19 protein-coding genes and 1 pseudogene are annotated in these 24,135 nt (G+C 38.9%); 9 read left to right on the top strand and 11 right to left on the bottom strand.

Going from position 1 to position 24,135, the window contains the following annotated elements; genetic code table 11:
* The first annotated feature begins 535 nt into the window (after positions 1-535).
* Positions 536-922: a hypothetical protein gene (locus BN202_RS02580; RefSeq protein WP_019218965.1), complete on the top strand. Its 387-nt coding sequence runs from the start codon at positions 536-538 to the stop codon at positions 920-922.
* Positions 923-1,048: 126 nt separating this feature from the next.
* Here BN202_RS02580 and sciP read toward each other — a convergent pair whose 3' ends face one another.
* The gene (sciP, locus tag BN202_RS02575; RefSeq protein WP_019218964.1) at positions 1,049-1,324 is read right to left on the bottom strand and encodes a CtrA inhibitor SciP; all 276 of its coding nucleotides are present in this window, start codon (positions 1,322-1,324) and stop codon (positions 1,049-1,051) included.
* 341 nt (positions 1,325-1,665) lie between these two features.
* On the opposite strand from sciP, the gene mnmA reads away from it, so the two are divergent.
* Positions 1,666-2,895, top strand: a complete 1,230-nt coding sequence (gene mnmA / locus BN202_RS02565) for a tRNA 2-thiouridine(34) synthase MnmA (RefSeq protein WP_019218962.1) — start codon at positions 1,666-1,668, stop codon at positions 2,893-2,895.
* A 22-nt stretch (positions 2,896-2,917) separates the two neighbouring features.
* On the opposite strand, the pseudogene BN202_RS02560 reads toward mnmA, so the two are convergent.
* Positions 2,918-3,756, bottom strand: a pseudogene (locus tag BN202_RS02560) (TrmH family RNA methyltransferase).
* A 777-nt stretch (positions 3,757-4,533) separates the two neighbouring features.
* On the opposite strand from BN202_RS02560, the gene BN202_RS02555 reads away from it, so the two are divergent.
* Positions 4,534-5,442, top strand: coding sequence for a cation diffusion facilitator family transporter (locus BN202_RS02555; protein ID WP_019218961.1), 909 nt, complete (start codon positions 4,534-4,536; stop codon positions 5,440-5,442).
* Positions 5,443-5,782: 340 nt separating this feature from the next.
* Here BN202_RS02555 and BN202_RS02550 read toward each other — a convergent pair whose 3' ends face one another.
* The 5 genes from BN202_RS02550 to BN202_RS02530 all read right to left on the bottom strand — a co-directional run bounded on the left by BN202_RS02550 (position 5,783) and on the right by BN202_RS02530 (position 13,763).
* Positions 5,783-6,685, bottom strand: coding sequence for a metallophosphoesterase family protein (locus BN202_RS02550; RefSeq protein WP_034986976.1), 903 nt, complete (start codon positions 6,683-6,685; stop codon positions 5,783-5,785).
* Between the two features lie 244 nt (positions 6,686-6,929).
* Positions 6,930-9,023, bottom strand: a complete 2,094-nt coding sequence (locus BN202_RS02545) for a glutamine amidotransferase (protein WP_019218958.1) — start codon at positions 9,021-9,023, stop codon at positions 6,930-6,932.
* Complete coding sequence (locus BN202_RS02540; protein ID WP_019218957.1) at positions 9,020-11,821, bottom strand: DUF4159 domain-containing protein; 2,802 nt, start codon at positions 11,819-11,821, stop codon at positions 9,020-9,022. The genes BN202_RS02545 and BN202_RS02540 overlap by 4 nt, the downstream gene beginning before the upstream one ends.
* Positions 11,818-12,729: a DUF58 domain-containing protein gene (locus BN202_RS02535; protein WP_019218956.1), complete on the bottom strand. Its 912-nt coding sequence runs from the start codon at positions 12,727-12,729 to the stop codon at positions 11,818-11,820. The genes BN202_RS02540 and BN202_RS02535 overlap by 4 nt, the downstream gene beginning before the upstream one ends.
* A 2-nt stretch (positions 12,730-12,731) precedes the next feature.
* A complete protein-coding gene (locus BN202_RS02530; RefSeq protein WP_019218955.1) occupies positions 12,732-13,763 on the bottom strand; it encodes an AAA family ATPase in 1,032 nt (343 codons plus the stop codon).
* 245 nt (positions 13,764-14,008) lie between these two features.
* On the opposite strand from BN202_RS02530, the gene BN202_RS02525 reads away from it, so the two are divergent.
* Entirely contained in the window at positions 14,009-15,265 is a 1,257-nt protein-coding gene (locus tag BN202_RS02525; protein ID WP_019218954.1) for a CCA tRNA nucleotidyltransferase, read from the top strand.
* 305 nt (positions 15,266-15,570) lie between these two features.
* Here the strand turns inward: BN202_RS02525 and BN202_RS02520 are convergent, their stop codons facing one another.
* On the bottom strand, positions 15,571-16,038 hold the full coding sequence (locus tag BN202_RS02520; RefSeq protein WP_019218953.1) for a tRNA (cytidine(34)-2'-O)-methyltransferase: 468 nt from the start codon (positions 16,036-16,038) through the stop codon (positions 15,571-15,573).
* 783 nt (positions 16,039-16,821) lie between these two features.
* Here BN202_RS02520 and petA point away from each other — a divergent pair.
* From petA to BN202_RS02500, 4 genes are all read left to right on the top strand, one after another.
* On the top strand, positions 16,822-17,379 hold the full coding sequence (petA, locus tag BN202_RS02515) for a ubiquinol-cytochrome c reductase iron-sulfur subunit (RefSeq protein ID WP_034986973.1): 558 nt from the start codon (positions 16,822-16,824) through the stop codon (positions 17,377-17,379).
* Between the two features lie 4 nt (positions 17,380-17,383).
* Complete coding sequence (locus BN202_RS02510; protein ID WP_019218949.1) at positions 17,384-18,640, top strand: cytochrome b; 1,257 nt, start codon at positions 17,384-17,386, stop codon at positions 18,638-18,640.
* A complete protein-coding gene (locus BN202_RS02505) occupies positions 18,634-19,512 on the top strand; it encodes a cytochrome c1 (protein ID WP_019218948.1) in 879 nt (292 codons plus the stop codon). Before BN202_RS02510 ends, BN202_RS02505 begins: the two co-directional genes overlap by 7 nt.
* 118 nt (positions 19,513-19,630) lie before the next feature.
* On the top strand, positions 19,631-20,071 hold the full coding sequence (locus BN202_RS02500) for a PRC-barrel domain-containing protein (protein ID WP_019218947.1): 441 nt from the start codon (positions 19,631-19,633) through the stop codon (positions 20,069-20,071).
* A gap of 313 nt (positions 20,072-20,384) precedes the next feature.
* On the opposite strand, the gene ychF is transcribed toward BN202_RS02500, so the two are convergent.
* Positions 20,385-21,488, bottom strand: coding sequence for a redox-regulated ATPase YchF (gene ychF, locus BN202_RS02495; RefSeq protein WP_019218946.1), 1,104 nt, complete (start codon positions 21,486-21,488; stop codon positions 20,385-20,387).
* 258 nt (positions 21,489-21,746) lie between these two features.
* Here ychF and BN202_RS02490 point away from each other — a divergent pair, with 258 nt between their 5' ends.
* Complete coding sequence (locus BN202_RS02490; protein ID WP_019218945.1) at positions 21,747-22,490, top strand: L,D-transpeptidase; 744 nt, start codon at positions 21,747-21,749, stop codon at positions 22,488-22,490.
* A 290-nt stretch (positions 22,491-22,780) separates the two neighbouring features.
* Here BN202_RS02490 and pth read toward each other — a convergent pair whose 3' ends face one another.
* Entirely contained in the window at positions 22,781-23,362 is a 582-nt protein-coding gene (gene pth / locus BN202_RS02485) for an aminoacyl-tRNA hydrolase (protein ID WP_019218944.1), read from the bottom strand.
* A gap of 84 nt (positions 23,363-23,446) precedes the next feature.
* On the bottom strand, positions 23,447-24,073 hold the full coding sequence (locus BN202_RS02480) for a 50S ribosomal protein L25/general stress protein Ctc (protein WP_019218943.1): 627 nt from the start codon (positions 24,071-24,073) through the stop codon (positions 23,447-23,449).
* Positions 24,074-24,135: the final 62 nt, after the last annotated feature.

The following is a 24,135-nucleotide window of genomic DNA, read 5'->3' as shown; positions in this document are numbered from 1 at the left end:
TCTACACTTTATAACAGCAGGTAAAACCACTGTTTATAAAATCCATTCATGAAATCAAACACTTCATAATGAAAGTGTTTATGAATATTTCAGTAGTACGCGTAACAATCACCACTGAATTCCCCACTATTCATGATAGTGGTTAACAAAATATTTTTATTTTTGAAAGAAGTTAAAAATTATTTTAGAAAAATAATATATTTTTTTAATTTCATAAAGAAATTAAAGTGCTTTTTCCACTAAATTTTAACTTTAAGAAGCTCTTATAACAGATTACTTTGATTGTTTTTTTAAAATTTCATTGTTTGTTTACTGAGCTTTAAATCTCTTTGCTTTATAGTAGAGGTAAAGAGTGAAGAAATGGTTATCTCTTTTTTTCAAGCATGTTTTGTTCGTAAGTGCTTTGAGGAAAGGCAGAAAATGGTGATGGCAAATTTAAAAATGGACTGTTTTCGTCAGAAAAAGTGTAGCTAACAGTATATGTATTAAGGTGTGAATGTAAATTTTGAGCCGGCGTAACCAAGGAGTAGAGAGTATGAAGCCACGAGAAAGTATGGTGCGATTGAGGATGTTTCAAGTACGTGGGAAACGTCGCGAAATTGCACAGCTTGAGATGATGATTGCAGAATTTGAGCGAATGGTGTTAGAGTTGGAAGCACAAATTATTCATGAAGAACGTAAATCTGGGAACAATGATGTTCACCATTTTGCTTATTCTGCTTTGGCTCGTGCAGCGCGGCAGAGACGCGATAATCTTGTAAATTCGATTCGTGATTTGCAGCTTCAAAAAACAAATGCTGAAATGATTCTCCATGAAATTAATGGAGAGTTGCAACGTGCACAGCTTCTGGTCGCACGGGAAAAGAAAGCGTTAACGGATGATGAGGATGTTTTTATTCAATCTAACTCAATGGTTGGATGATACTATTATGTAGAAATCAATATTTTGAAATGTTTATGGACTAAAATATAAAAAACAGCCAAACGCATGAAAGTTTGGCTGTTTTAAAAATGTTTTAAGCTGTTATCGAATCATTATCGCCGACAATTAGTGCCTGTAATTTTGGATTCTGGTGGTGCGTAATCCGGCTAAACCGTGTTCATCAATCAAACTTTGCCACGAAAGAAATTCTTCTACGGTCAAAGTGTAGCGTTGACACGCCTCATCAAGACTTAACAATCCACCTCTGACAGCTGCAACAACTTCAGCTTTGCGACGGATTACCCAACGCCTTGTTGTTTTTGGCGGTAGGTCAGCAATTGTAAGTGGACTTCCATCTGGCCCAATAACATATTTCATTTGTGCTTTTATTAGATTAGTCATTCTATCCTCTACCTTTAGTCAAGGATTTGATTCGTTTGTAAAACATGAGATTTAAAAAAGAGCTAAACGGGTTGAAAAAAAATTAATAAAATAAGCCTTCAGATAAAATATGCTTCAAAGTGATGCGTGTAGAATCGTTTTTTACAATATTTTTATCGGATTTTTTAAGAAAAAAGAATTTTGCTTATGCCTTATTTCTATCACTCTTTTTTTGTTTGCAGCCATTTTAAAGAAACTAATGCTATTGGTTGTGGAAAAGATAAAAAAACAATATAACAAAATAATGGATAGCATGCAGAAGGACAGCAACGAATAGTTGTCCACAAATAGAGAATGAATACATGTTTTTGAATAGTCTTGATTTGCCAGGACCACCTGAGGAATCCCGTATCGTTGTAGCAATGTCGGGAGGGGTCGATTCATCAGTTGTTGCAGGCCTTTTGAAAAAGGAAGGTTACAATGTCATTGGAATTACATTGCAGCTTTATGATCATGGGGCAGCAACACATCGGGTGGGAGCGTGTTGTGCTGGACAAGATATTGAAGATGCTCGCCGCGTTGCAGAGACATTGGAGATACCTCATTATGTTCTTGACTATGAAAAGCGATTTCGTGAAGCTGTGATTGATCCTTTTGCAGAAAGTTATGCACATGGTGAGACTCCTGTGCCATGTGTTGCCTGCAACCAGACTGTCAAGTTTGCTGATTTATTAGCAACTGCGCGTCAGTTAGGTGCGGACGCTTTGGCGACGGGGCATTATATTCGTTCGCGTTCTCATGGGAAGCACCGAGCACTTTTTCGTCCTTTGGATGCTGATCGTGATCAAAGTTATTTTCTTTTCGCAACGACACAAGAGCAGATTGATTATTTGCGTTTTCCCCTTGGAGATCTTCCAAAAGCGCGTGTGCGTGAAATAGCAGCAGAAATGGGCTTTGAGGTTGCCAATAAACATGACAGTCAGGATATTTGTTTTGTTCCACAAGGAAAATATTCGGATGTTATCACAAAACTGCGTCCAGAAGCAGCAAATCCTGGAGCTATTGTGCATATCGATGGACAGATTTTAGGAAAACATGCGGGAATTGTTAATTATACTGTTGGGCAACGTCGTGGTATTGGTGTTGCAACGGGAGAAGCGCTTTACGTGGTTTATCTCGATGTGGAGAATGCACGTGTTATTGTGGGACCACGTGAAATGTTAGAAACACATAAGCTCTTTTTGCGTGATGTAAATTGGCTGGGTGATCAGCCCTTGGACAGCTTTCCTTCCGATGGCGTTGAGGTGGCTGTAAAAGTTCGTTCAACACGTCCTCCTCATCTTGCTCGTTTGCATTATCAAGAAGGTGTTTTTTCCGTTGACTTGTTGGAACGTGAAAATGCTGTGGCTCCAGGGCAGGCTTGTGTTCTTTATGAGGGGAATCATGGTGCAGCACGGGTTCTTGGAGGAGGGTTTGTAACCCGTTCAGAACGTGCTGCTGATACTGAAGTGATGTTGAGGCGCTTGTTATGCAATCTGGAAATAAAAGCTGCACTTCCTTCCCAATTTACAACAACGGTTTCTTGTAAATAATAAACTGCATTCTGAAATTGTTTTACAATTTTGCAGGGTTATTTTCTTTAGAGAGTTTATCACAGTCGCTAAAATGGGCAAGTGCAATGCCTGAAGCTGTAGCAGCATTGAGGCTGTCAAAGCCATAAGCCATGAGAATGCGCAAGGTTTCTGGTTTTTGTAATACATGAGTTGGTAGTCCATCACCTTTTGTTCCTAAAATGAGCGCTATTCTTTTTGTTGGTTGTGCTTGCTTTATGTGTATGGGGCAGAAGGTGAAAGTGCATAGAGATGGAAATTTGCATCATTTAGAGTTGCTATAATGTCACCAATATCAGCACCTTGCGTGTAAGGTACCTTGAGAGTGGCACCAGTAGAAACTCTGATTGATTTGCGGTAGAGTGGATCACATGAAGTTTTGTCAACGATAATGCCATTACTCGCAAAGGCAGCTGCATTGCGAAAAATGCTCCATATATTGTCGTGATTTGAAATACCGCATAAAATCAAAATTAAAGCTTTTGTCGGAAAATCTTGTAAAAAATTTCGTAGTGGTGGAAGTTTGTTGCGTTTACCGATACCAAGCACACCACGATGAACATGAAAACTGGCGATATTGTCTATGATATTTTGCGAAACGCGATAAATAGGGCATGTAGGTTGTGTTTTTTCTAAAAGGGGCATAAGGTTGGCAAGGCGTTCTGCTGCTATAAGCAGTGAAAGGGCAGAAAATTCTTTTGAATTCAGCAATACTGATAATATAACCTTACCTTTAGCTATAAATTGATGCCGACGTCCAACAAGATCTTTTTCACAGATGTTGTGATAGTCTTTCAAACGTGGATCATCAGTTTCATAGATTGTTATGATATTTAAATCCATATGGGGGTTTTACTGCTCTTTTTTTAAAATTGCTAGATGTTCAATATTTGCTTTATTTTTTAAGAAAGATAAAAAATTTTATTATTTTAAAACTTAAAGTAGAATTGATGTTGACATTATGCAACCTATAGTATATGTTGAAGATACCGAGTGCGGTACAATGTAGTTGTTTTCGTGTCGGGTGCAGGGGCTTAGGTCCCCGCTATTTCCTAACCTCTGCATACCCTTAAGTTCTAAGGGAAAGGAATCTGGGTCCCCAATGCCCAGATTCTTTTTTTAGAAATAGTAGTCTTGCTTTTTCGTTTCTCAAAAATATTTTCAAGTTGTTTTAGCTATTGTATTTTTTAATACAGTTGAGGTGTGAGATTGCTGTAAAATACTCAAGCGTTCTTTATTGTATTGTGTACAGTGATACGGATATATTAAGTGGTTTAGTTTCCCAAAAGATGAATAACCGATATGTGCGTGTGGGTGTGCGTGCAATGTGTTTGGGAAAAATAGCTCTCAATTATAGGGTGCAAGCGGTATAAAGTTATTTAAAAATTGATGAGAGAGTATGTTTGATTTTTTAAAAAGTGCTTTTTTGTTATTGGGGCGATATTCACATTCTTTTATTTGTTGTGTTGTGTAACAGGGGAGTACTGAAATGACAAGGTGGGCTATAAGATTCGTTTATGATATTATAAAGCTTCTATGATGTTGTGGAATCATTGGTTGCATGTCAAAAATATCATAAGGACTATATTCCTTATTTCATAAAGAAGAATGGGCCTGGTTATGAATGCCAAAATCAATATACAAAGCTTAACTCTATACTCTATCTTCGTTGCATGTATTGTTTTTGCTTTGAAATATTGGGCATATGACATCACTGGTTCGGTTGCTCTTTATTCTGATGCATTGGAATCAATTGTTAATATCCTTGCTTCACTGGCAGCATGGTGGGCTGTTAAAGTCAGTATGAAACCGGCAGATCACAATCATCCTTTTGGGCATCATAAAGCGGAATATTTTTCTGCGATTCTTGAAGGAATTCTGATCATTATTGCAGCCATTATCATTTTAAGAGAAGCATGGATAGCTCTCTCAACCGTTAAACTCTTGCAAAAGCTAGGAATATGGCTCGTTATTCATCTTGTTGCCAGTGTCATAAATTGTGTATGGGGTTGGATTTTGATCCATCAGGGAAAAATGCATCATTCACCAGCTCTTAAAGCTGATGGAATGCATTTCATAACAGATGTTTTTACCTCACTTGCCATTTTAATTGGTTTGGTTGCTGGTTTCTTCAGTGGGTGGGAGATTTTAGATCCGATTTTAGCAATCATTGTTGCCGTTAATATTTTTTTGCAGGGTTGGAAAGTCATTAACAGTGCTATCCAAGGGCTAATGGATGTTGGAGTTGAATTGAATGAAACCATGCGGATTCGTGAGCTTATTTCTGCAAATGCACAGGGTGCACTTGAAGTTCATGATTTACTTACGCGTGTTGCTGGTAGAGTGACTTTTATAGAGTTTCATTTGGTTGTGCCAGCTGTAATGTCGGTCGGAGAAGCCCATAAGATTTGCGATAAAATTGAATCTGTCCTGCAAAAAGAATTTGATAATGTGCGTATTTCTATTCATGTCGAGCCTGAAGAAGAGGCAAAATTACCCCTAGGTACAACGGTGGTTCCTTTTATATGAAAGAATTTTCTTGAGTTACCTGTAGGTACATAAATATTAAACCTTGAGAGAGTAAGATATATTGATGTGTCTTTCAAATATAATGGTTTTCTCTCTTGGTTTTGCGTTTTCTTTTGTATAAATGAGGACGAAAGCGTAAAGTTAAAAAATATTCAGAGTAGAATTTACCAAGTAAGTTTGTAAAATCGCATAAGTGATGCGTGGGGAGAGTTTTCTTGAAGAAACTCAATCTGTCATCAGTTTTGTGGTTAAGGATCTTTGCTCTCATGGGTGAGGTGAAAGCAAGATATACCATTGTTTTGGTTAGCTTTACAATTTATGGGTTGTGTTGATGAAGTGTTTAAAGATCAAGTGTTTCAGTACAAGCTATCTCATTTTTTTGATTGATAAGGCTGTAGCGTTGCAGTTGGCAATGCCATTGAGAGCTTTCACCATCAATGGCAAATAAGTTAAAGCTTGCGGGTGGTTGTTTAGCACCAAAAGCTTGTGATGCCGATGAAACACCAATAATGGGAATATCTCTCGTGGTTCCTTGAATGGTGTTCAAGGTGGGGAGATGGGTATGGCCGTGAAGAACGAGTTCACAGCCGTGATTTCTAATAACGTTTAGAAAACGCTCAATACCCCATAGTTTCTTATGCCAAGAGGTTGCATGATGAAAGGGGGGATGATGGATCATGACGACACGAAAAAGATTGCGCGTTGCAGCTTCATTTAAAAGTTTCGATAAAGCTTGCGCTTGCCTTTTGCCAAAATAACCAGAAGCTTGAAAAGGTGGTGTCGCAATGGCTGAGGAAGCACCGATAATAGCGATATTGTCGCGAATACGCATATAGGGAAAGGGAAGGTCATGTTTTTGAGGGAAGTCACCTTCTATCCAAGGTTTAAAAAAACTACAGGCTTTTTTAAAGGCTCCACGTACATAGGCATCATGATTGCCAAATGTTAAAGAAATATTTTGTGGTTCTCCTTGGTTACGTAACCAATAACCTGCTTGCTCAAATTCTTTATCAAGAGCAAGATTAACAAGATCACCAGAGATAACTAAGTGATCTGGATTTGTTTTTTTCAAACCGTCTATTAAGATTTCTAGGACATTTGTTGCCATTTGGTTCTTACGTTTTTTTTGCCAATTAAGATAGCCGGTAAGGCGTTTGCCACAAAGCTCAAGGAAAGAAGGTTGTGGTAGTGGTGCAAGATGCACATCCGATATATGGGCAAGGTAAAACATAGTTGTTAGCATAGCGTTGAAAATAATTTAGGCAATCAAAAAGCGTATAGGATAAGTGGAAGTATTTTTAGGGCAAGAGAATTGTAAAATGCAAAAAATTGGTCAAAAACAGAAAGCTTTTGGGAAATTCATGCTTCATGGGTTTTTGCATGATAAAAAAATAGCATGGTATTCCACGTTATTCTTTATCTTATTGGTATATATTTTGTAGAATATACCGCACTTTAAAACTGTGAGAATAAATTCTCAAAATTATTTAACGGCTTTCACGATACCACATGCTGTTTAGCAGCAAAAGACAAGTAAGAAGTGCAAAGAAACCAGAAAAGATCGAAAAAGAGGAAGTATTGATTAAACGGGTTTCTGTTGCATCTTTCAGAACAATTGCATGAGGGGGGGAAGATATTGTGTTTGTTTGTGAGCGAATTAGCGTAAGTGGAGGAAGGTGAATGCCTTCTTTTCCTTTGGTGTGTAAACGTGTGATATATCCACCAGTATGTTTAATGATAGGGGTTAGTTTTTCTTTCGTTGAAATGAGGTCAAACAATTCGAGATTGTTATGCATCCCTACAGAAGAAAGCGTTGTTAAATCGCCGTTTTTGATGGTAAAAATTCCTGTCTCATCAGTGTTAATCGTTGCTGTAAAGACACCTTCTTGCTCTTTTGTAAGAGTAACATTTTCTTTTTTCTTTGAAGGAAAAGTTATTTCTGCTAGTTCTGGATGCTCTTTGAGTGTTTGGCGACGAATGGTTAAATGATGATGGTCGCTGGTGGCAGTTAATTTTTCTTCTTCAAGTTCTGGTTCTTTCATAAGCCAATGAGCAATGCGACGATAAAGAGCCGCATAAGGGCCTCCACCTTCAAAACCTCTTGCCCAAAGCCAACTTTCATCGGAAAGCAACATACCTACACGTCCTTTACCTGCGTGGGAAAGAAGTAAAAGTGGTTGTTCATCAGCACCTTTCATGAGAGCTGTACCTTTGTGTGCATCTTGAATGGCAATTTGTCGTAGCCATCGCCCCCACTGAGAGGCTGGATAAGATGTTGCAAGACCTTTTGTGACAGGATGACGTTCACCTTCTTTGGTTAACTGGGGGCGAAAAGGCTTTTGAATGATAGCACCACTGGGCAATGCAGGTAGGATGCTTATTAAAGGGGTTCTTGCCAGTGAGTTTTGCTGGGTAAATTCAGGTCCTGTTACCATCAGCAATGCACCACCCTTTTGTACATATTGAGCGATATAATCGTAATAGATTAATGGAAGAACTGCAGAATGTTGATAGCCATCAAGGATGATGAGATCAAAATTATCAATTTCTTCAACAAAGAGCTTTCTTGTAGGAAAAACCACAAGTGACAATTGGCTTAAGGGCGTATTATCTGCTTTGTTGGGAGGACGCAGAATCGTAAAGTGAACAAGATCAATATTGGAGTCCCCTTTTAAAAGGTCACGCCATGTTCGCTCCCCATTATAGGGTGCGCCTGAAATAAGGAGAACACGTAAATTTTCTCTAATACCTTCAATAAAAGCTATGGCGCGGTTATTTTTAGAGCTTAATTCTTCCTTATAAGAATCTGTGGCGACTTGGAGGATATTTTTTTCAGCATGGGGAAGCGTGATTTCAGTTTGAAAAATAATGCCAGGGGTAACAGAATAATGACCAACTTCTTGTCCATTAACGCTTACAGTAATATTTGCTTGCGGTGGTATGGCTTCTGGGCGTTGTCCTTTATCTTCTACCAAGATGGAGAGCATTTGTGGCTTGTTGACAAGGGCAAAGCGAGGAGGAGAAACAAATTTAATTCTGCGGTCAAATTCATCTGGTTTGCCTGTTATAAGCGCATTGAGTGGTGCTTTATGGTGCAGCGCTGAAATTTCAGGAATATCATGCACTTGTCCATCAGTGATAAAAATTGTGCCAGCATAGCGAGACGGTGGAATATCAGAGGTAGCTTGTGTTAAAGCGTGAAACAAATTTGTTGAAGGTGCATATTGATTATCAGTAAGTTTTCCAGCATCAATAAAACGTGGTTCAAATTGTGGGTAATCTGCCAATGTCTTTATAAGTTGTGCGCTTGCCTCATCACTGTCGTTAGTGCGTGTGCCAAATGTTTGGCTTTGGCTGCGATCAAGGACAATACCTAGCGTGCTTTTAAGTGGTTCACGTTGCTCTTTTATGAGCATTGGATTAAGCAATGTAAGGATAAGTGAGATCAATGCTATAAGGCGCCATAAAGATCCTTGACGCTGCATAACGAGGCCGATTATGATAAAAAGGAGAGATATCCCCCCTAAGAAGAGAAGCCAAGAAAGAGGCAAAAAAGGCTGAAAAGTCAAGGATGGTATCATTGCTTTCTTTCTCTTTTAAAGCGTTCTAAAAGTGCAGGAACATGCACCTGATCTGCTTTATAGTTTCCTGTAAGCACATACATAACTATATTTAATCCTGCACGAAATGCCCATAGGCGCTGCATAGGATCATTGGGAATAAGTGGATATTTCCACATGCCTTTTTCATCTAATGACCAAGCACCAGCAAAGTTGTTACCTGTGATCAGGAGAGAACTTACATTATCACCAGACTCAAGAGAATTTTTGTTGTTTTTATTGTTTGATGATGCTGCAACCCACAAAGGTGAACCACGATAAAGACCAGGAAAATCTGGCATAATATAAAAAGAACGAGCAACCACATGATCCGTTGATGCTGGTTCAATGGCTGGAATGTTTAATCCTTTTAAGATAGTTCGTAGCCTTTGCGTTTCAGGCGTTGCATCTCCTTCAAGATGAAGGTTGGTGTTTATCTGATCGCGTGTGTCAAATAAAATCGTGCCTCCATGTTTCATAAAGTTATTTATTTTTTCAAGACTTTTTTGTGATGGTACAGGACTGTTCGCATCAATAGGCCAATAAATGAGAGGATAGAAGGCAAGCTCATCTTTATCAGGATCAAGTGCTATCACAGAGCTTGGTGCAAGCATTGTACGTTCTGCGATAAATTGACTTAAGGCCTTGAGACCACTTTTACTCGTTGAATCAATTTCATGATTATTCGTTATAATGTAAGCAAGGTGTGTTGCCCCTGCTGCTTGTACCATGTTTTCATTAGAGATTTCTATGTTTTGTGCGTGAAGGGGGGGGGGCTGTGAAAAGAAGCTCATGAGAGCTATTGTAAGAGGGAGGAAAAGAAGCATATTGCTGCGTCGATTAAGAAAAAGAGCGCCCCTCATCCATAAAGTTAAAAAATTGTCGAAAGCGAAAAGTAACATGGCTAGCCCTAAAAGTGGACCAATAAGATGTTTTTCTTTTGTTTCATAAGATAAAGGATTTTTGCTTAAAGAGTGTGACAGCGATTGTTTTATTAAGTGTGATGAAGAGTTTAGCAAATTAAGTGCATACAAATTATTTTTTACACCATAAAGTCCAGGAGGTGTACGATAGGAAGGAAAAATTGCGTGCTTTGTATCAAGAACCAGTGGAACAACATAAGAGGGAGGTATTTGTAATTGTCCATCAGCGGTTATTGTTCGCCAAGGATTTTGTATGGTCGTTTCTTTTTTTATCTGTGTTGGGTTTGTGTTTTCATAGGCACTTACTGTGATTAATTTTTGCAACATTTGTGCAAAAAAGCCAGAAAGAGGAAGATTGGACCAGGTAGGATCGGGGGCAATGTGAATCAGAATGATTGTTCCTTTGCCTCGTCCTGATGCTGTAATAAGGGGTGTTCCATCAGAGAGACTAAGCCATGTTTTTTCAAAAAGATCTGGATTTGGTTCCGCTAAGATTTGGCGTGAAACAGTAATGTCTTCTGGAAAGAGGAGATCGAAAAAGAGACTATTTTTTGCAAATGGTGCAAGTTTTTGCGGTTTCGTCCAAGACATAATACTGCCAAGCGAGCGTTTCCCAGGACGCAAGTTCACTGGCAGTAGGCTATCATAATGTTCTGCACTACTCAGATTTTTTCCCGCAAAGCGGATTAGTGTTCCTCCTTTATTGACGAAGTCAGACAGCTTTTTTTCTGCTGCTTCTGATATATTCACAATATCACCCATAATAAAAACAGAAGGATTTTGTTTGAGTAAGTGATCAATATCCGTTGAAAGCTCTCTTCCACCAGCTGTGATAAGCTGTGTATGATCCTGTAAGGCTTTGATAATGTAGTAAAATGGAGAGAGTAAAGGTTGAGCCATTTCATTGGTATTTGGTGAAAGAAGGGCAACACGGTTTACTCTCTTATGATTGTCCACTAAGAAGGTCGCTGCAGCATGGGCTTGGTTGCTTATTTTTATCCAAGCGATATCATTGCGCAGTTCAAGTGGTACATTAAAAGGAACAAGTATTGCCCTCTCTCCTGCTTGGAAGTTTGTGGTAAATTGACCAAGAAGGTGGTTGTTTGCGTCGTAAAGTTCCAGTGTGGTTGGGGTTTCCCCCTGTGTTGTTGAACGGATAACGCGTGCTGCCATATTGCCATTGTTATTTTCTATGGACGTTATGCCGGTTAGAGTGGAAATATCAGCTGTGTACCATAGGAAGGTTTCGGGCTTTAATTGTTCAAGAAGAATGCGTGTTTGATCATCTTCACGCGTTTGTAATCCATCGCTTAAGTAAGCAATATCGAGAGGTTTTCCTTTTGTTTTTTCAAGGAGTTTTTTGAGTGTATGCACACGATTGACAGGCCAAGGGCGGGGTTGCAAATGCTCTAAATGTTGTTTTATAACTCTTGCAGAAAGAGGGCCTTGGGAGACATCATTTTCAGCTGTGGCAAGAAAATAAATGTCTTTCTGGTGTTCTTCTGCTTGTGCAAGAAGGGTTTTTGCAATGGAAATGCGCTTCTGCCATTCTTTTGCTGATGCCCATCCATTATCGATAATGAGAGCAAGTGGTTGAGAGCCGGAAAGTAGAATGGGCTGTTGATTCCAAGTGGGGCGTGCTAAAGCAATAATAATGAGCGCTGCTATGGTTAAGCGTAACAACAGTAACCACCAAGGTGTATGTTTTGCTGTTTCTTGTTGGTTGGTTGCTTTGGGAAGAAGGCGCAAAGGGGGAAAGAGCTCTTTACGTGGGGAAGGAGGCGTTATCCGCAACAACCACCAAATGACTGGCAGGGACAAAAGTCCTAATAACAAAAAGGGATCGGCAAAACTCAAAGCGGCCTCCTGATGTGTGATGAAGAGTCTCCTATTTTGTTTGCAAGATGCAAAATGGTTTCTGTGAAAGGTTGGTTGGTTGTACTCACATGATAGGTCCATCCTTGGCGCAAACAAAAATTTGCTAATTCTTGCCGCCTTGCTTGATAAAGCTTGCAATAGTGTTCACGAAGATTTTCTGCTTTTCCCAAAATGAGTTTTTCTTTTGTTTCGGGATCAAAAAATTCTGTACAACCTTTATAAGGAAAGTTTTCTTCTGCTGGATCAGCAATTTCAATTAAATGTGCAGTAACCTGTTTTGTCGACAAAATAGTTAAATGTTGGATAATCTTTTCAGGATGATCAAGAAAGTCGCTTATTATGATGGCATGTGAAAAACGCGTAATCGTTGAAAAATTTGGCAATGAATTTTCACTTTGAGGATGTGCTAAAGCGAGCGCCATGCGTTCTATGACGTTGGATGCTATGGTAGGGGGCATCAGGTTAGGAATAGCAATATGTTCGCCACTTTGTGCAAGAAGTAATCCCAATGCAAGGGTAAGAATAAGAGCATAATCACCCTTAGAGATTTTAGAAAAGCGTGAACAATACTGCATAGATGCACTTTGATCAGGCCAAAGCCAAATCGTTTGTGTCATTTGCCATTCATGTTCGCGTAGGTAAGTATGTTCATCACGTGCCGAGCGACGCCAGTCAATGCGCGTAACGGATTCTCCTTCAATATAAGGGCGGAATTGCCAAAAATTTTCTCCGCTTCCACGTTTGCGTTGCCCATGCCACCCAGTTATCAGTGTATTGGCAATCCGGTGCGCTTGTAGAAGAAAATATGGCATCTTTGCAGTATCTTCATGCAATTTTCTCGCAAGCGATATGGGGGGAGTTTTTGAAACTTTTTTGCCAATGGCCATTTCTAAAGAGCGTCTTTCACGAGATTATTGATAATATCTTTTACGGTTATATTTTCAGCACGGGCAGAAAAATTGAGTGCCATACGGTGTTGTAATACAGGGTGGGCCAATGCTTCAACATCATCAAGTGAGGGCGCTAAGCGCCCATAATAAAGGGCACGGGCACGAGCACAAAGAGAAAGTGCTTGTGATGCTCGTGGACCAGGACCCCAAGCAACATAAGTGTTGGCAAGGCTATTGTCTTTATGAGGGCGCGCTGAACGGACGATTTTTAAAATAGCTTCTACAACATTTTCCGAGATTGGCATTTTCCGAACGATATTTTGAATTTTTTGCAGTTTTTGTGCTGATAAAATTGGTTTTGCATTTTGTTGCTTTTCTCTCGTTGTTTCTAAAATGATACGGCGTTCTGTTGTGAGATCAGGATAGTCAATATCAATTTGCATTAAAAAGCGATCCAATTGTGCTTCAGGAAGTGGGTAGGTTCCTTCTTGCTCGAGAGGATTTTGGGTTGCAAGTACATGAAAAGGTTGTGGTAAATCATAACGGGTACCAGCAACGGTGACATGATATTCTTGCATGGCTTGTAAAAGAGCTGATTGCGTGCGTGGAGAGGCACGATTAATTTCATCCGCCATGAGAAGTTGAGTAAAAATAGGTCCTTGAAGGTAGCGGAAAGAACGTTTCCCACTTTTATCGGAATCCATAATTTCAGAACCGATAATATCTGATGGCATGAGATCTGGAGTAAATTGGATGCGTTTTTCATCTAATCCCAATACTGTTCCTAAAGTTTCCACAAGACGCGTTTTCGCTAATCCTGGAGCACCGACAAGAAGCGCATGCCCACCAGAAAAAATCGTTATTAAAGCATATTCAATCACATGATTTTGCCCAAAAATAACTTTGTCAATTTCTTGTTGCAAAATATCCAATTCTTTATACGCGCTATCAATATCATCAATGATCGCTTGAGCGTCATTGTTGCTATTGGACTTTTTCATAGAATTGGATGATATATCAGCTTGATTCATATTTTTTCCTTAAGACATTTATAGCAAAATCAACAATTTTCTCTGCATGATAGTGGATATTTTATGATTTGTAGCAGAAAATGAGCAGAAAAGAAGCGTCATATGTTGTTTTTTTATATTCGCATACTCGCAGAGTATTCTATTTGGAACAAACAGATGTATTGTGTAAAGAATGTATGGGACATACTATCCTCATGAAAATATCTATTAAAGGCGAAGAAGACGATTTTTGAAAGGTTAAAGGGGTGAGCATAAGACAAAATTTCAAACAGGTTGCGTGGTTGCAACATGATGATCTTCAAACACTGCTTCACATTTTGTCTTTGGATGGTGAAGAGGCGCGTGTTGTAGGGGGGGCGGTGCGCAATCAGCTGTTAGGGCAGCCTATTCGCGATATCGATATTGCGACAACTTGTTTGCCGCAGCAGATTATAGCACGTGTAGAAGAGGCAGGATTTAAAGCTATACCTACAGGTCTTGCATTTGGTACAGTCACGGTGGTTTCTGTGTCATGTTCTTATGAAGTAACAACGCTCCGCTCTGATGTAGAAACAGATGGTCGCCATGCAAAAGTGGCATTTGGTCGTGATTGGCAAAAAGATGCAGAACGGCGAGATTTTACCATTAATGCGCTTTATTGTGATGCTGCTGGACGTCTTTATGATGACGTGGGAGGTTTGAAGGATATTGCTAGCCGTACAGTTCGTTTTATTGGTATTGCAGAAAATCGTATTCAAGAGGATTATTTGCGTATTTTGCGTTTTTTTCGCTTTTTTGCTTGGTATGGTGCGGGGCGGCCTGATCCACAAGGATTGAAAGCGTGCGTTTGTTTAAAAGATGGTTTGCAAAAACTTTCTTCTGAGCGCATTTGGGCAGAGATGAAAAAACTTCTCGCAGCTGTGGATCCAATACGTGCTCTTTTGTGGATGCGACAAAGTGGAGTTTTGACACGCATCTTTCCTGAAACAGAGAAGTGGGGCATTGATGCAATTCACTCTTTGGTCAAAACAGAACAGGTTCTTGGTTGGGAAGCTGATCCGTTGTTACGGCTAGAAAGTCTTTTCCCTCCCGATCCTGTTCGTCTTCATGAAATGGCGCGGCGTTTGCGTTTATCTCATAAAGAAACAACACGGTTAAAGGAATGGGTAGAGTTGGAAATGATTCACCAAGATTGTTCAGATGGTTTTGTGCAGAAACTGATTTATTTTCATGGACGACAACCGGTTTTAGATCAATTATCCTTGTCTGTGGCGGTTGCACGTGGTGCTGTTTTGGAGGAAAGTGAGGCTTTACAAAAAGCAGCAAATTATATCAGGCTTTACCAGCTTGCTCAAAAATGGCAGATTCCGACGTTTCCTGTTAATGGCAAGGATTTGATCCAGAAAGGTTTTTCTAAAGGAGTACAGTTGGGAGAAAAGCTTAAAGAGCTAGAGACGATGTGGATTGAAAGCGGATTTCTTATAGATCGTCACACGTTATTAGAAAAAGTCAATTCGTTATAGAGTTTTTTTCCCCCAAGATGCTTTTGTTCTTTTTGAGTATGATTTTTTACCATTTGGTTATTGGTAGTAAAAACGATGCGGTGAGGTGTTATTGGTCTTAACACTCATTCAATTGTGCATCGTTTTTTTCTGATGATTTGTAAAATTGTTTTGTAGCTTATTTCAGAAGTATCATTGAGAAGTGTCTGAACCTTAGAGAGATGTGATGATTTTATTTGAAAATCGTTGGCTCTGTATAGAATATTGGCACTTTAATCAATATATTGAATCCCTTAAAGGGATTTTCTTATTTTATATATAAAGTTTTATTTATTTTCATAATAACCAATTTGGCGCAGTGCTTCTCCTGTTGTTATGGCTACACTCATGGCAAGATTTAGAGAGCGTGCGTGTGCTTGCATGGGAATTTTCAATGCGCAATCAACGGCTTCATGAACATAATCGGGAACCCCTGCCGATTCACGACCAAAAAGTAAGACATCACCTTTTTGATAGCATATCCGCGTATAGCATTTTTCTGCTTTAGTGCTTAAAAGCAAAAGACGACGGTTCAAATTTCTCATGGTGTTGATAAAATGTTGCCAATCTATATGTCTCTCTAGCGAAGCATGTTCAAGATAATCCAACCCTGCTCGCTTAAGATTGCGATCTGACAGATTAAAGCCGGCTGGTTCAATAATATGAACATGTAAACCAAAACAGGCGCTAAGACGTAAAATCGTTCCAGTATTACCAGCAATATCAGGTTGAAAAAGTGCAATGTGAAGTGTCATATTTTATGTAGTATGATTTTTTCTTTGTCTTTGTAAAGAAGCTCTGTTGTTTATTCAAAAAATATCATTGAAAAGCATGTATTTTTTACATTTTGCTCTTATTTGTTTTCGACTTTCAAAGAGAAGTTATATCTTTATATAAGATGAGTAAAATATGAACCATGAAAGATGATCATAGTTCATGCATTTAGAGATAGCTGTTTATCATTACGAGAACAGATTTTATAAAAAGATTATTTGGGATTATTTTGTTTGTGAAGTTTTGTTGTCTCAATATTTTGTTGGGGATGGGATAAAGCAAATTAAATGCAAAATTGAATTTTTTTGTAAAGCTTAGCTACGGAAGGGCTTTGTGTCGATCATTTCTTAAATGACTTTGATGGTGCGTGTATTGGTGAGACAGTGAAATATTTGAATATTGTTTGAGTTCAATAAATTAGCTGTCTTTGCGATAAGCGGGAAGCAAGGGAAAAGAATAATTTTGGTGATGTATTCGTATTTTGAAGCTATTGAAGTTGTACTTGAAGGCTTGAACAGAAAATTTCAATTTTAGAATGCAAAAAGTAAAAAGAAGTAAAAAGAAAGAGTATCGAAAAGAACAGAGAGTGGGGGGAATTCTATTGGTTGTTGTCATAAAGTTTAGTGAAGAAAGAGAAGAAGAGAGAAAATTCCACAGATAATAAGATGTTTTTTATGGTTTAAGGATTTGAATGACTGTGGGTTGTATCATAGAAGATGGTATGGTAAAAATTATTTTAATGAATGGGCTCTCTAGTTAAGATAATGAGTGAGAAGACGAGGCGGGATTTTCTGTTTTTGCTGACAGGTCTGACAGGTCTGACAGGGGCTGCTGGGATGGGGATTGTTGCATGGCCTTTTATTCGTCAGTTGCGTCCAGATGAGGCTGTTTTGGCAGCTTCTTCTGTTGAAGTGGATCTTTCTGGTATTGAAGAGGGGATGTCGGTAACGGTTAAGTGGCGGGGACAGCCTGTTGTTATTCGTAATCGCACTGCAAAAGAAATTGCTGAGGCGCGTGCTACAAATTTGAGTGTTTTGAGAGATCGTCAGGCACGCAATCCTAATCTTGAAAGTGAAGAAGAAGCGACAGATCTTGCCCGTTCAGCTGGGAACGGGCGTGAAAATTGGCTTATTCTCATTAATCTTTGTACGCATCTGGGTTGTGTGACACTTGGCCAATCAGGGAAATTTGGTGGGTGGTTGTGTCCATGCCATGGGTCTGTTTATGATACAGCTGGAAGAGTGCGCTCGGGACCTGCTAACTATAATCTCGCTATTCCACCTTATCAATTTCTTTCTGATACTTTGCTGAAAATAGGATAAAGTCATGGCAAAATTTCCTCCCTATTTTCCAAAAAGTGCTCTTGCTCGTTGGTTCGATAAGCGTTTACCTTTGCCCCGCTTTCTTTACAATGCATTTGTTATTTTTCCTGTTCCACGTAATTTGAATTATTTTTATACATTTGGCGGCATTTTGACCGTTATGCTTTTATCGCAGCTTTTGACCGGAATTGTCTTATCACTGCATTATGTGCCAGATGTTCATTTGGCTTTTGAAACAGGTGAACGATTTAGACGCGAAGGGCAGTTTGGTTGGCTCTTTCGTCCATGGCATTGTGTTGGATCGTCGTTCTTTTTTATCGCTGTTTATATTCATTTCGCGCGCGGACTTTATTATGGCTCTTATAAAAATATGCGAGAAATGGTTTGGGTTACCGGTATTTTCATCTATATACTCATGATGGCAATAGCATTTTTTGGTTATGTGCTGGTTTGGGGGATGATGTCTGTTTCTGCTGCTTCAGTGGTTGCTGGTCTTTTGAAAGCAGTTCCTTTGGTAGGGACATGGTTGCATGAAACACTTCTTGGTGGTTATAGTGTTGGGCAACCAACCTTGAATCGTTTTTATGTTTTCCATTATTTGTTGTCCTTTGTTTTGCTTTTTTTTGTAGGGATTCATATCTTCGCAATCCACCAAGTTGGGCAGGGCAATCCAACTGGTCTTACAATACAATCGAATGAGGAAACAGTTCCTTTTACTCCCTATGCACTTATCAAAGATATTTTTGCCATTACTGTTTTTCTCATCTTTTTTGCTTGGTTTTTGTTTTATATGCCTGATTATATGGGGCAGGCTGAAAATTATACCGTTGCAGATCCTCTAAAGGCCCCCCTTCGTGTGGTGCCAGAATGGTATTTTTTGCCTTTTTATGCCATGCTGCGTGCCATAACTTTTAATATTGGTGTTTTGTCATCTACTTTTTTAGGAGTTGTTATCTTAGCAGGTTCTCTTTTCATTTTATTTTTTGTTCCATGGTTAGATCGCTCTAAAATATGTTCTGCAAGATATCGGCCTATTTATAAAATTTTCTTTTGGGTATTTATTGCAGATGTTGTTTTTCTTGGCTATCTTGGTTCAAGAGAAATCAGTGAGGGTATTCTTTTATGGACTCAATTGGCTACGGCTTATTATTTTATATTTTTTCTCATTATTTTGCCTGTTCTCCCTACTTTTGAAAAGAGTCGCCCTTTGCCTTCTTCAATTACTGAAGATATGAAACAGAAAAAAAAGAGACTATGGTAAATACTTTTATCAGATTGATGGTTATGGCTTTGATAGGCTTTCCTTTTCATAGTAGGGCCGCTAGTGTCTCTGATAAAGAGGAGGCGTTTGTTTCTTTCCCCTTATATGTTCCTAAAAAACAAGAATGGAGCTTTTCAGGGCCGTTTGGAGTTTATGATAAAGCGCAATTGCGGCGCGGATTAAAGGTTTATAAACAGGTTTGTTCTAGTTGCCACGGGTTAAAATATGTCGCTTTTCGCGATTTGAAAGCTCTTGGCTATGATCAAGAACAGATTAAGGCTTTGGCAGGGCAATATGAAGTGCGTGATGGTCCTAATCGAGAAGGGCAGTTTTTTAAGCGTGCTGGGGTTGCAACAGATTATTTTCCTTCTCCTTTTGCTCATGAAGAAGAAACAAGACTCATTTTTAATGGTGCTTATCCTCCAGATTTATCTTTAATGGCACGCGCGCGCGCTGTATCTTTGCCGTTTCCTGCTGTTATTTCTGATGTGTTGACTCATTATAATACTGCTGGTCCAGATTATATTACAGCTCTTTTGACAGGATATCAGAAGGCTCCAGAGAATATAAAGATTGCCGATGGTTCTTGGTATAATCCTTATTTTATTGCCGGTAATTCTTTAACTATGGCACCTCCTTTGAGTGATGGTATTGTGTCTTATGAAGATGAAACTCCTGAGACAGTTGAGCATTATGCGCGTGATGTTTCTGCTTTTTTGATGTGGGCTGCTGATCCTCATATGGAAATTCGTAAAAAAACCGGTTTTCGTGTTATTTTATTTTTAATCATTTTTGGAGGGTTTGTTTATATTTTAAAAGCCCATATCTGGCGTGGTTTAGAAGAAAAATTGGAGGAGAAGGCAAAAGACTAAAAGAAAAAAAGTTATGGCCACTTGTCTTGAGAGAATATAAAGAGTTTAGGGAACAATTCTGATTATGATGCATTGACACTTTATAAAGTAAAAGCAAAGTAAAAACGGAGATGTTAAAATGAAGAAAATTGCCTATACTATTCTTATATCATTTTTTATGATTTCTAGTATTTATGCTCAGTCTTTCAAAGTGCCTTCTAACTCTGAAATGATTTCTTCGACCGGTGTTGTTCAGGTGGGATCAGATATGTCTGTGCGTTACGTTACACCTTTAGCAACGGATTTTGTTGCTTCAAGTCTTATTGGGGCAAATGTCTACAATATAGAAAATGAAAATATTGGTGAAGTAAAAGATATTATCCTGCGTGAAAATAACATTGCTGGATTTGTTGTTGCTGTCGGTGGTTTCCTTGGTATAGGGGAGAGTTATGTAGTTGTTTCTCCAGAAGCAATACAGATGACAAATGATTATGGTAAGTGGAAACTTATTACAAATGCAACAAAGGATTCTTTAAAAGAAGCTCCAACATTTAAATATGAAGGACATTGGGCACGCTAATTTCCTATTGTCATTTTTGAATAAAGAGAACAGTCGCTGTCATAATATAGGATGGCGCTGTTTTTTTATATAAGGCATTTTACGAAAACTTTAGGCAAGCAGCTCCTTTCTTTTTACAATTCAAAGGAAAATGGAGCTTCAATCGTAATAATTTCAATTTGTTTGAAAGAAAAATACCCTACATATTTTGTGCTGCTAAAAAGACTTCAAATAGAATATTTAATTCTTAAAACTCTATAGAGGGATCTTTGCAAATCTTATCCCTGCTATTTATTTGCTTAAAAGATGTAAAATATTAAGAGAGAGCTGATATTTAAGTATTATGTTTAAACAACATGATATCGCCGTCTTGCACAATATATTCTTTACCTTCATCACGGGCTTTGCCTGCTTCTTTAGCGCCGTTTTCTCCCCCTAAGGCAATATAATCCTCGTAGCTTATGGTTTGGGCACGAATGAAACCACGTTCAAAGTCTGAATGGATAACACCAGCTGCTTGGGGAGCTTTTGTGCCACGTATGACTGTCCATGCGCGTGTTTCTTTAGGACCACAGGTAAAATAAGTAATGAGATCCAGCAAAGAGTAGCCAGCACGAATGAGGCGGTTTAGACTTGGTTCAAAGAGCTCTAAGGCATTAAGATACTCTAAAGCTTCTGCATCACTAAGTTGTGTGATTTCAGCTTCGATAGAAGCAGAAATGATAATGCTTTGAGCATTTTGCTCTGTTGCCATTTTTTCGACCGTTTGGGTAAAGCTATTTCCATGAGCAGCATCATTTTCGCTCACATTACACACATAAAGAACAGGCTTGGAAGTGAGAAGATTTAAACTCTCAAGAGTACGACGTTCATCGGAAGAGAGATCTTTAAGCAACAATCGAACAGGATTTCCTTTCTGTAATAAATTTAATGCTGCTTCCATAATGGGCAGAATTGTAAGAGCTTCTTTGTCTTTTCCAGTGGCACGTTTACGGATTTGTACGATACGCCGCTCCAAACTTTCAAGATCAGCAAGCATAAGTTCTGTTTCAACAGTTGCTGCGTCAGAAAGAGGATCAATGCGTCCTTCTACATGGGTAATATCATCATCTTGGAAACAGCGTAAAACGTGAATAATGGCATCAACCTCACGGATATTGGCTAAAAATTTATTGCCTAAACCTTCGCCTTTTGAAGCTCCACGCACAAGCCCAGCAATATCAACAAAACTGATGCGCGTAGGAATGATTTCTTTTGAACCCGCGATGGAGGCAATTTTCTCCATCCGTAAATCTGGGACAGCAACTTCACCGGTATTGGGCTCGATTGTGCAAAAAGGATAATTAGCAGCTTGAGCTGTAGCCGTTTTTGTTAATGCATTAAAAAGGGTGGATTTACCAACATTAGGTAATCCCACAATACCGCATTTAAAACCCATGAACCTCTTCTTTTCTATTAACTTTATAATTAAAATAACGCGTTTTCGGCGTTTTTATAGCATATTTTGAGAAGAGTGATAGTCTTCTATTGCTGTAGAGAAGAAAAAAACTATTTGGAGAAAATGATTGTCTCTTTTTTGTCAAATTTTAAAATTTTTTGCTTTCATGGCAAAGGAATTTCAAATTAACGTTAATAATGTGCTAAGTTTTTCATAGTATGCAAATCTGCATGAAAATTAATCGGAGAAAATAGAAGCGTGTTATCTCGTCGTGCCTTTTTAATTGCAGCACCTTTGGCTTTGGTTGGATGTGCTACGCGCCATTCAGATATGTTGTCTGTTGCGTCTCAACAAGTTCTACATATTCCAGCAGAAATGCAGGCCTTATATGGCCCTGTAACAAATGAGCCTTATTTATTGCCTGCTATTGATCTTGCAACAATTGACCCCAAATTTTGGCGTCAAAGAGTCATTTATTATACGTCTTATCCACCTGGAACACTGGTTGTCGATACGCAGGAATGTTTTCTTTATCTTATTGGCGAAAATGGAAGCGCTTTGCGTTATGGTATTGGAGTTGGTAAGGAGGGGCTAGCATTTGAAGGTGAGGGAATTATACAGCGCAAGCGCCGATGGCCAAGTTGGGTTCCTACGGCGGCAATGATGGCTAGAGAACCAGAACGTTATGGGCACCTAGGCAAAGGAATGCCACCAGGAGCTGATAATCCATTGGGAGCTCGCGCACTTTATCTTTTCAAAAATGGGCAGGATACGCTCTTCCGCATTCATGGCTCTCATGAATCGTGGTCGATTGGTCGTGCTATTTCAAGTGGGTGCATTCGTTTGCTGAATCAAGATATTATTGACCTTTATGATCGTGTTCCTGTTGGTTCGCGTGTGGTGGTGTTGCAGAACAATGCAAGTGCACCTCGTGTATTAAGTCAGCAATCCAATGTTTATGATCCCCTAGAATCCACCATTCATCCCAGTGATTTGTTTTAATTCTCAGAAGGCTATTTTAATTAAGAGGTGATTTAATCATTTATGATTGTGTTTCTATTGGCTTGCATGTCGTGGTGTTGCAAAGCTATGGGAGAACTTTTAAAGTTTTGAGTTAATTTAAGTATTGTGTAACAAAGTTAACTTTTAAGCCAATGGATCTTTTTAAATGCTAAAGAGAATGGTGTTGGCTTTTCTATTCGCTCATTTACCTCTTTCTTTTTGAAGTGAGGGAATTCACAAGAATTGTACAGAACAATGTTGATTTATTCTGTCTTAAGGATAAAGAGCTGTTATGATAGGCTTTTGTTGCTCATTATTTGTGCGATTTCATTTATAAAGACGCTTTTGTCACCTTTTATAAGGAGAGCAATGTTTTTTGCAATTGCCTGTAAAAGAACAGGTAACCATTCTTGATCAGATTTTGTAAAATTTCCTAAGACATATTGGTGAACAAGCTCTTTGGAATGAGGGCGTCCAATTCCTAAACGCACACGGCAGTAGTCAATACCACAATGGGCATCAATAGATTTTACGCCATTATGCCCATTATTGCCTCCCCCAGTTTTTACACGAACTTCTCCTGGTAGTAAGTCTAATTCATCATAAATGATAATCAAATTTTTCACATCTAATTTATAAAACCGTAAGGCTTCGCTAATGGATTGGCCGGAAAGATTCATGAAAGTTTGAGGTTTTATCAAAAAAGCTTTTTTACCATTTATGAGACCATTGGATATTTCAGCTTGAAATTTTTTTGACCACGGGGAAAAAGGCAAGGACTGATAAATGGCATCAATAGCCATGAAACCGATATTATGACGGTTGTTTTGGTATTGTGAACCAGGATTACCAAGACCAGCAATAAGCCACATGTGCACCTTCAGTAAAGTGTGAGAGGTTTATTAAATATCCCCCCATAGATTAAGGCGGGAAAAACTCCCGCCTGCTGAAATTTATCAACTTTTTGTGTTGTCTTCACTGCTTTCTTGTTCGGAAGTTTCATCACTGATATCCATGCCAGCAGGAGCTGCAATGGTTGCAATGGTAAAGTCTCGATCTTGAATGACTGGCGTCACATCCTTTGGTAGTTGTACTGCTGAAATATGGATAGAATCACCAATAGAATAGTTAGAAAGGTCAATTTCAATTGCTTCAGGGATAGCATTTGCTGGAGCGGTACATTCAATTTCGTGGCGAACAATATTGAGAACCCCACCTTTTTTAAGTCCGAGAGCTGTATCTTCATTGAGAAAGTGTACGGGGATATTTACTTCCACAACCGATTTTGCTGAAATACGTAAAAAATCTACATGTAAGGGGAAATCACGCACAGGGTCTAATTGGTAATCTTTGGGGAGAACCATGATTTTTTCTTTACCAATTGCAATTGTTGCAACAGTGGTACGAAAACCACCAGCGTGAATTTTATAGAAAATTTCTTTATAGGGAACTGTGATTGCCAAAGGTGGTTGCTTTTCACCATAAATGACAGCAGGTATAAGACCGTTGCGGCGAAGTCCACGGGAGGACCCCTTACCAACCCGCTCGCGTTTTTCGGCCTTAATAGTGTAGCTTTTACTCATAATTTAAGTCCTTTTACATGATTGGAGATCCATCAAAAACCAAAAACAGTTTTTGTATGAAT

It is taken from the genome of Bartonella florencae (genome assembly GCF_000312525.1).
GTDB lineage: Bacteria > Pseudomonadota > Alphaproteobacteria > Rhizobiales > Rhizobiaceae > Bartonella > Bartonella florencae.
This window is presented reverse-complemented; position numbering and strand designations above follow the sequence as displayed.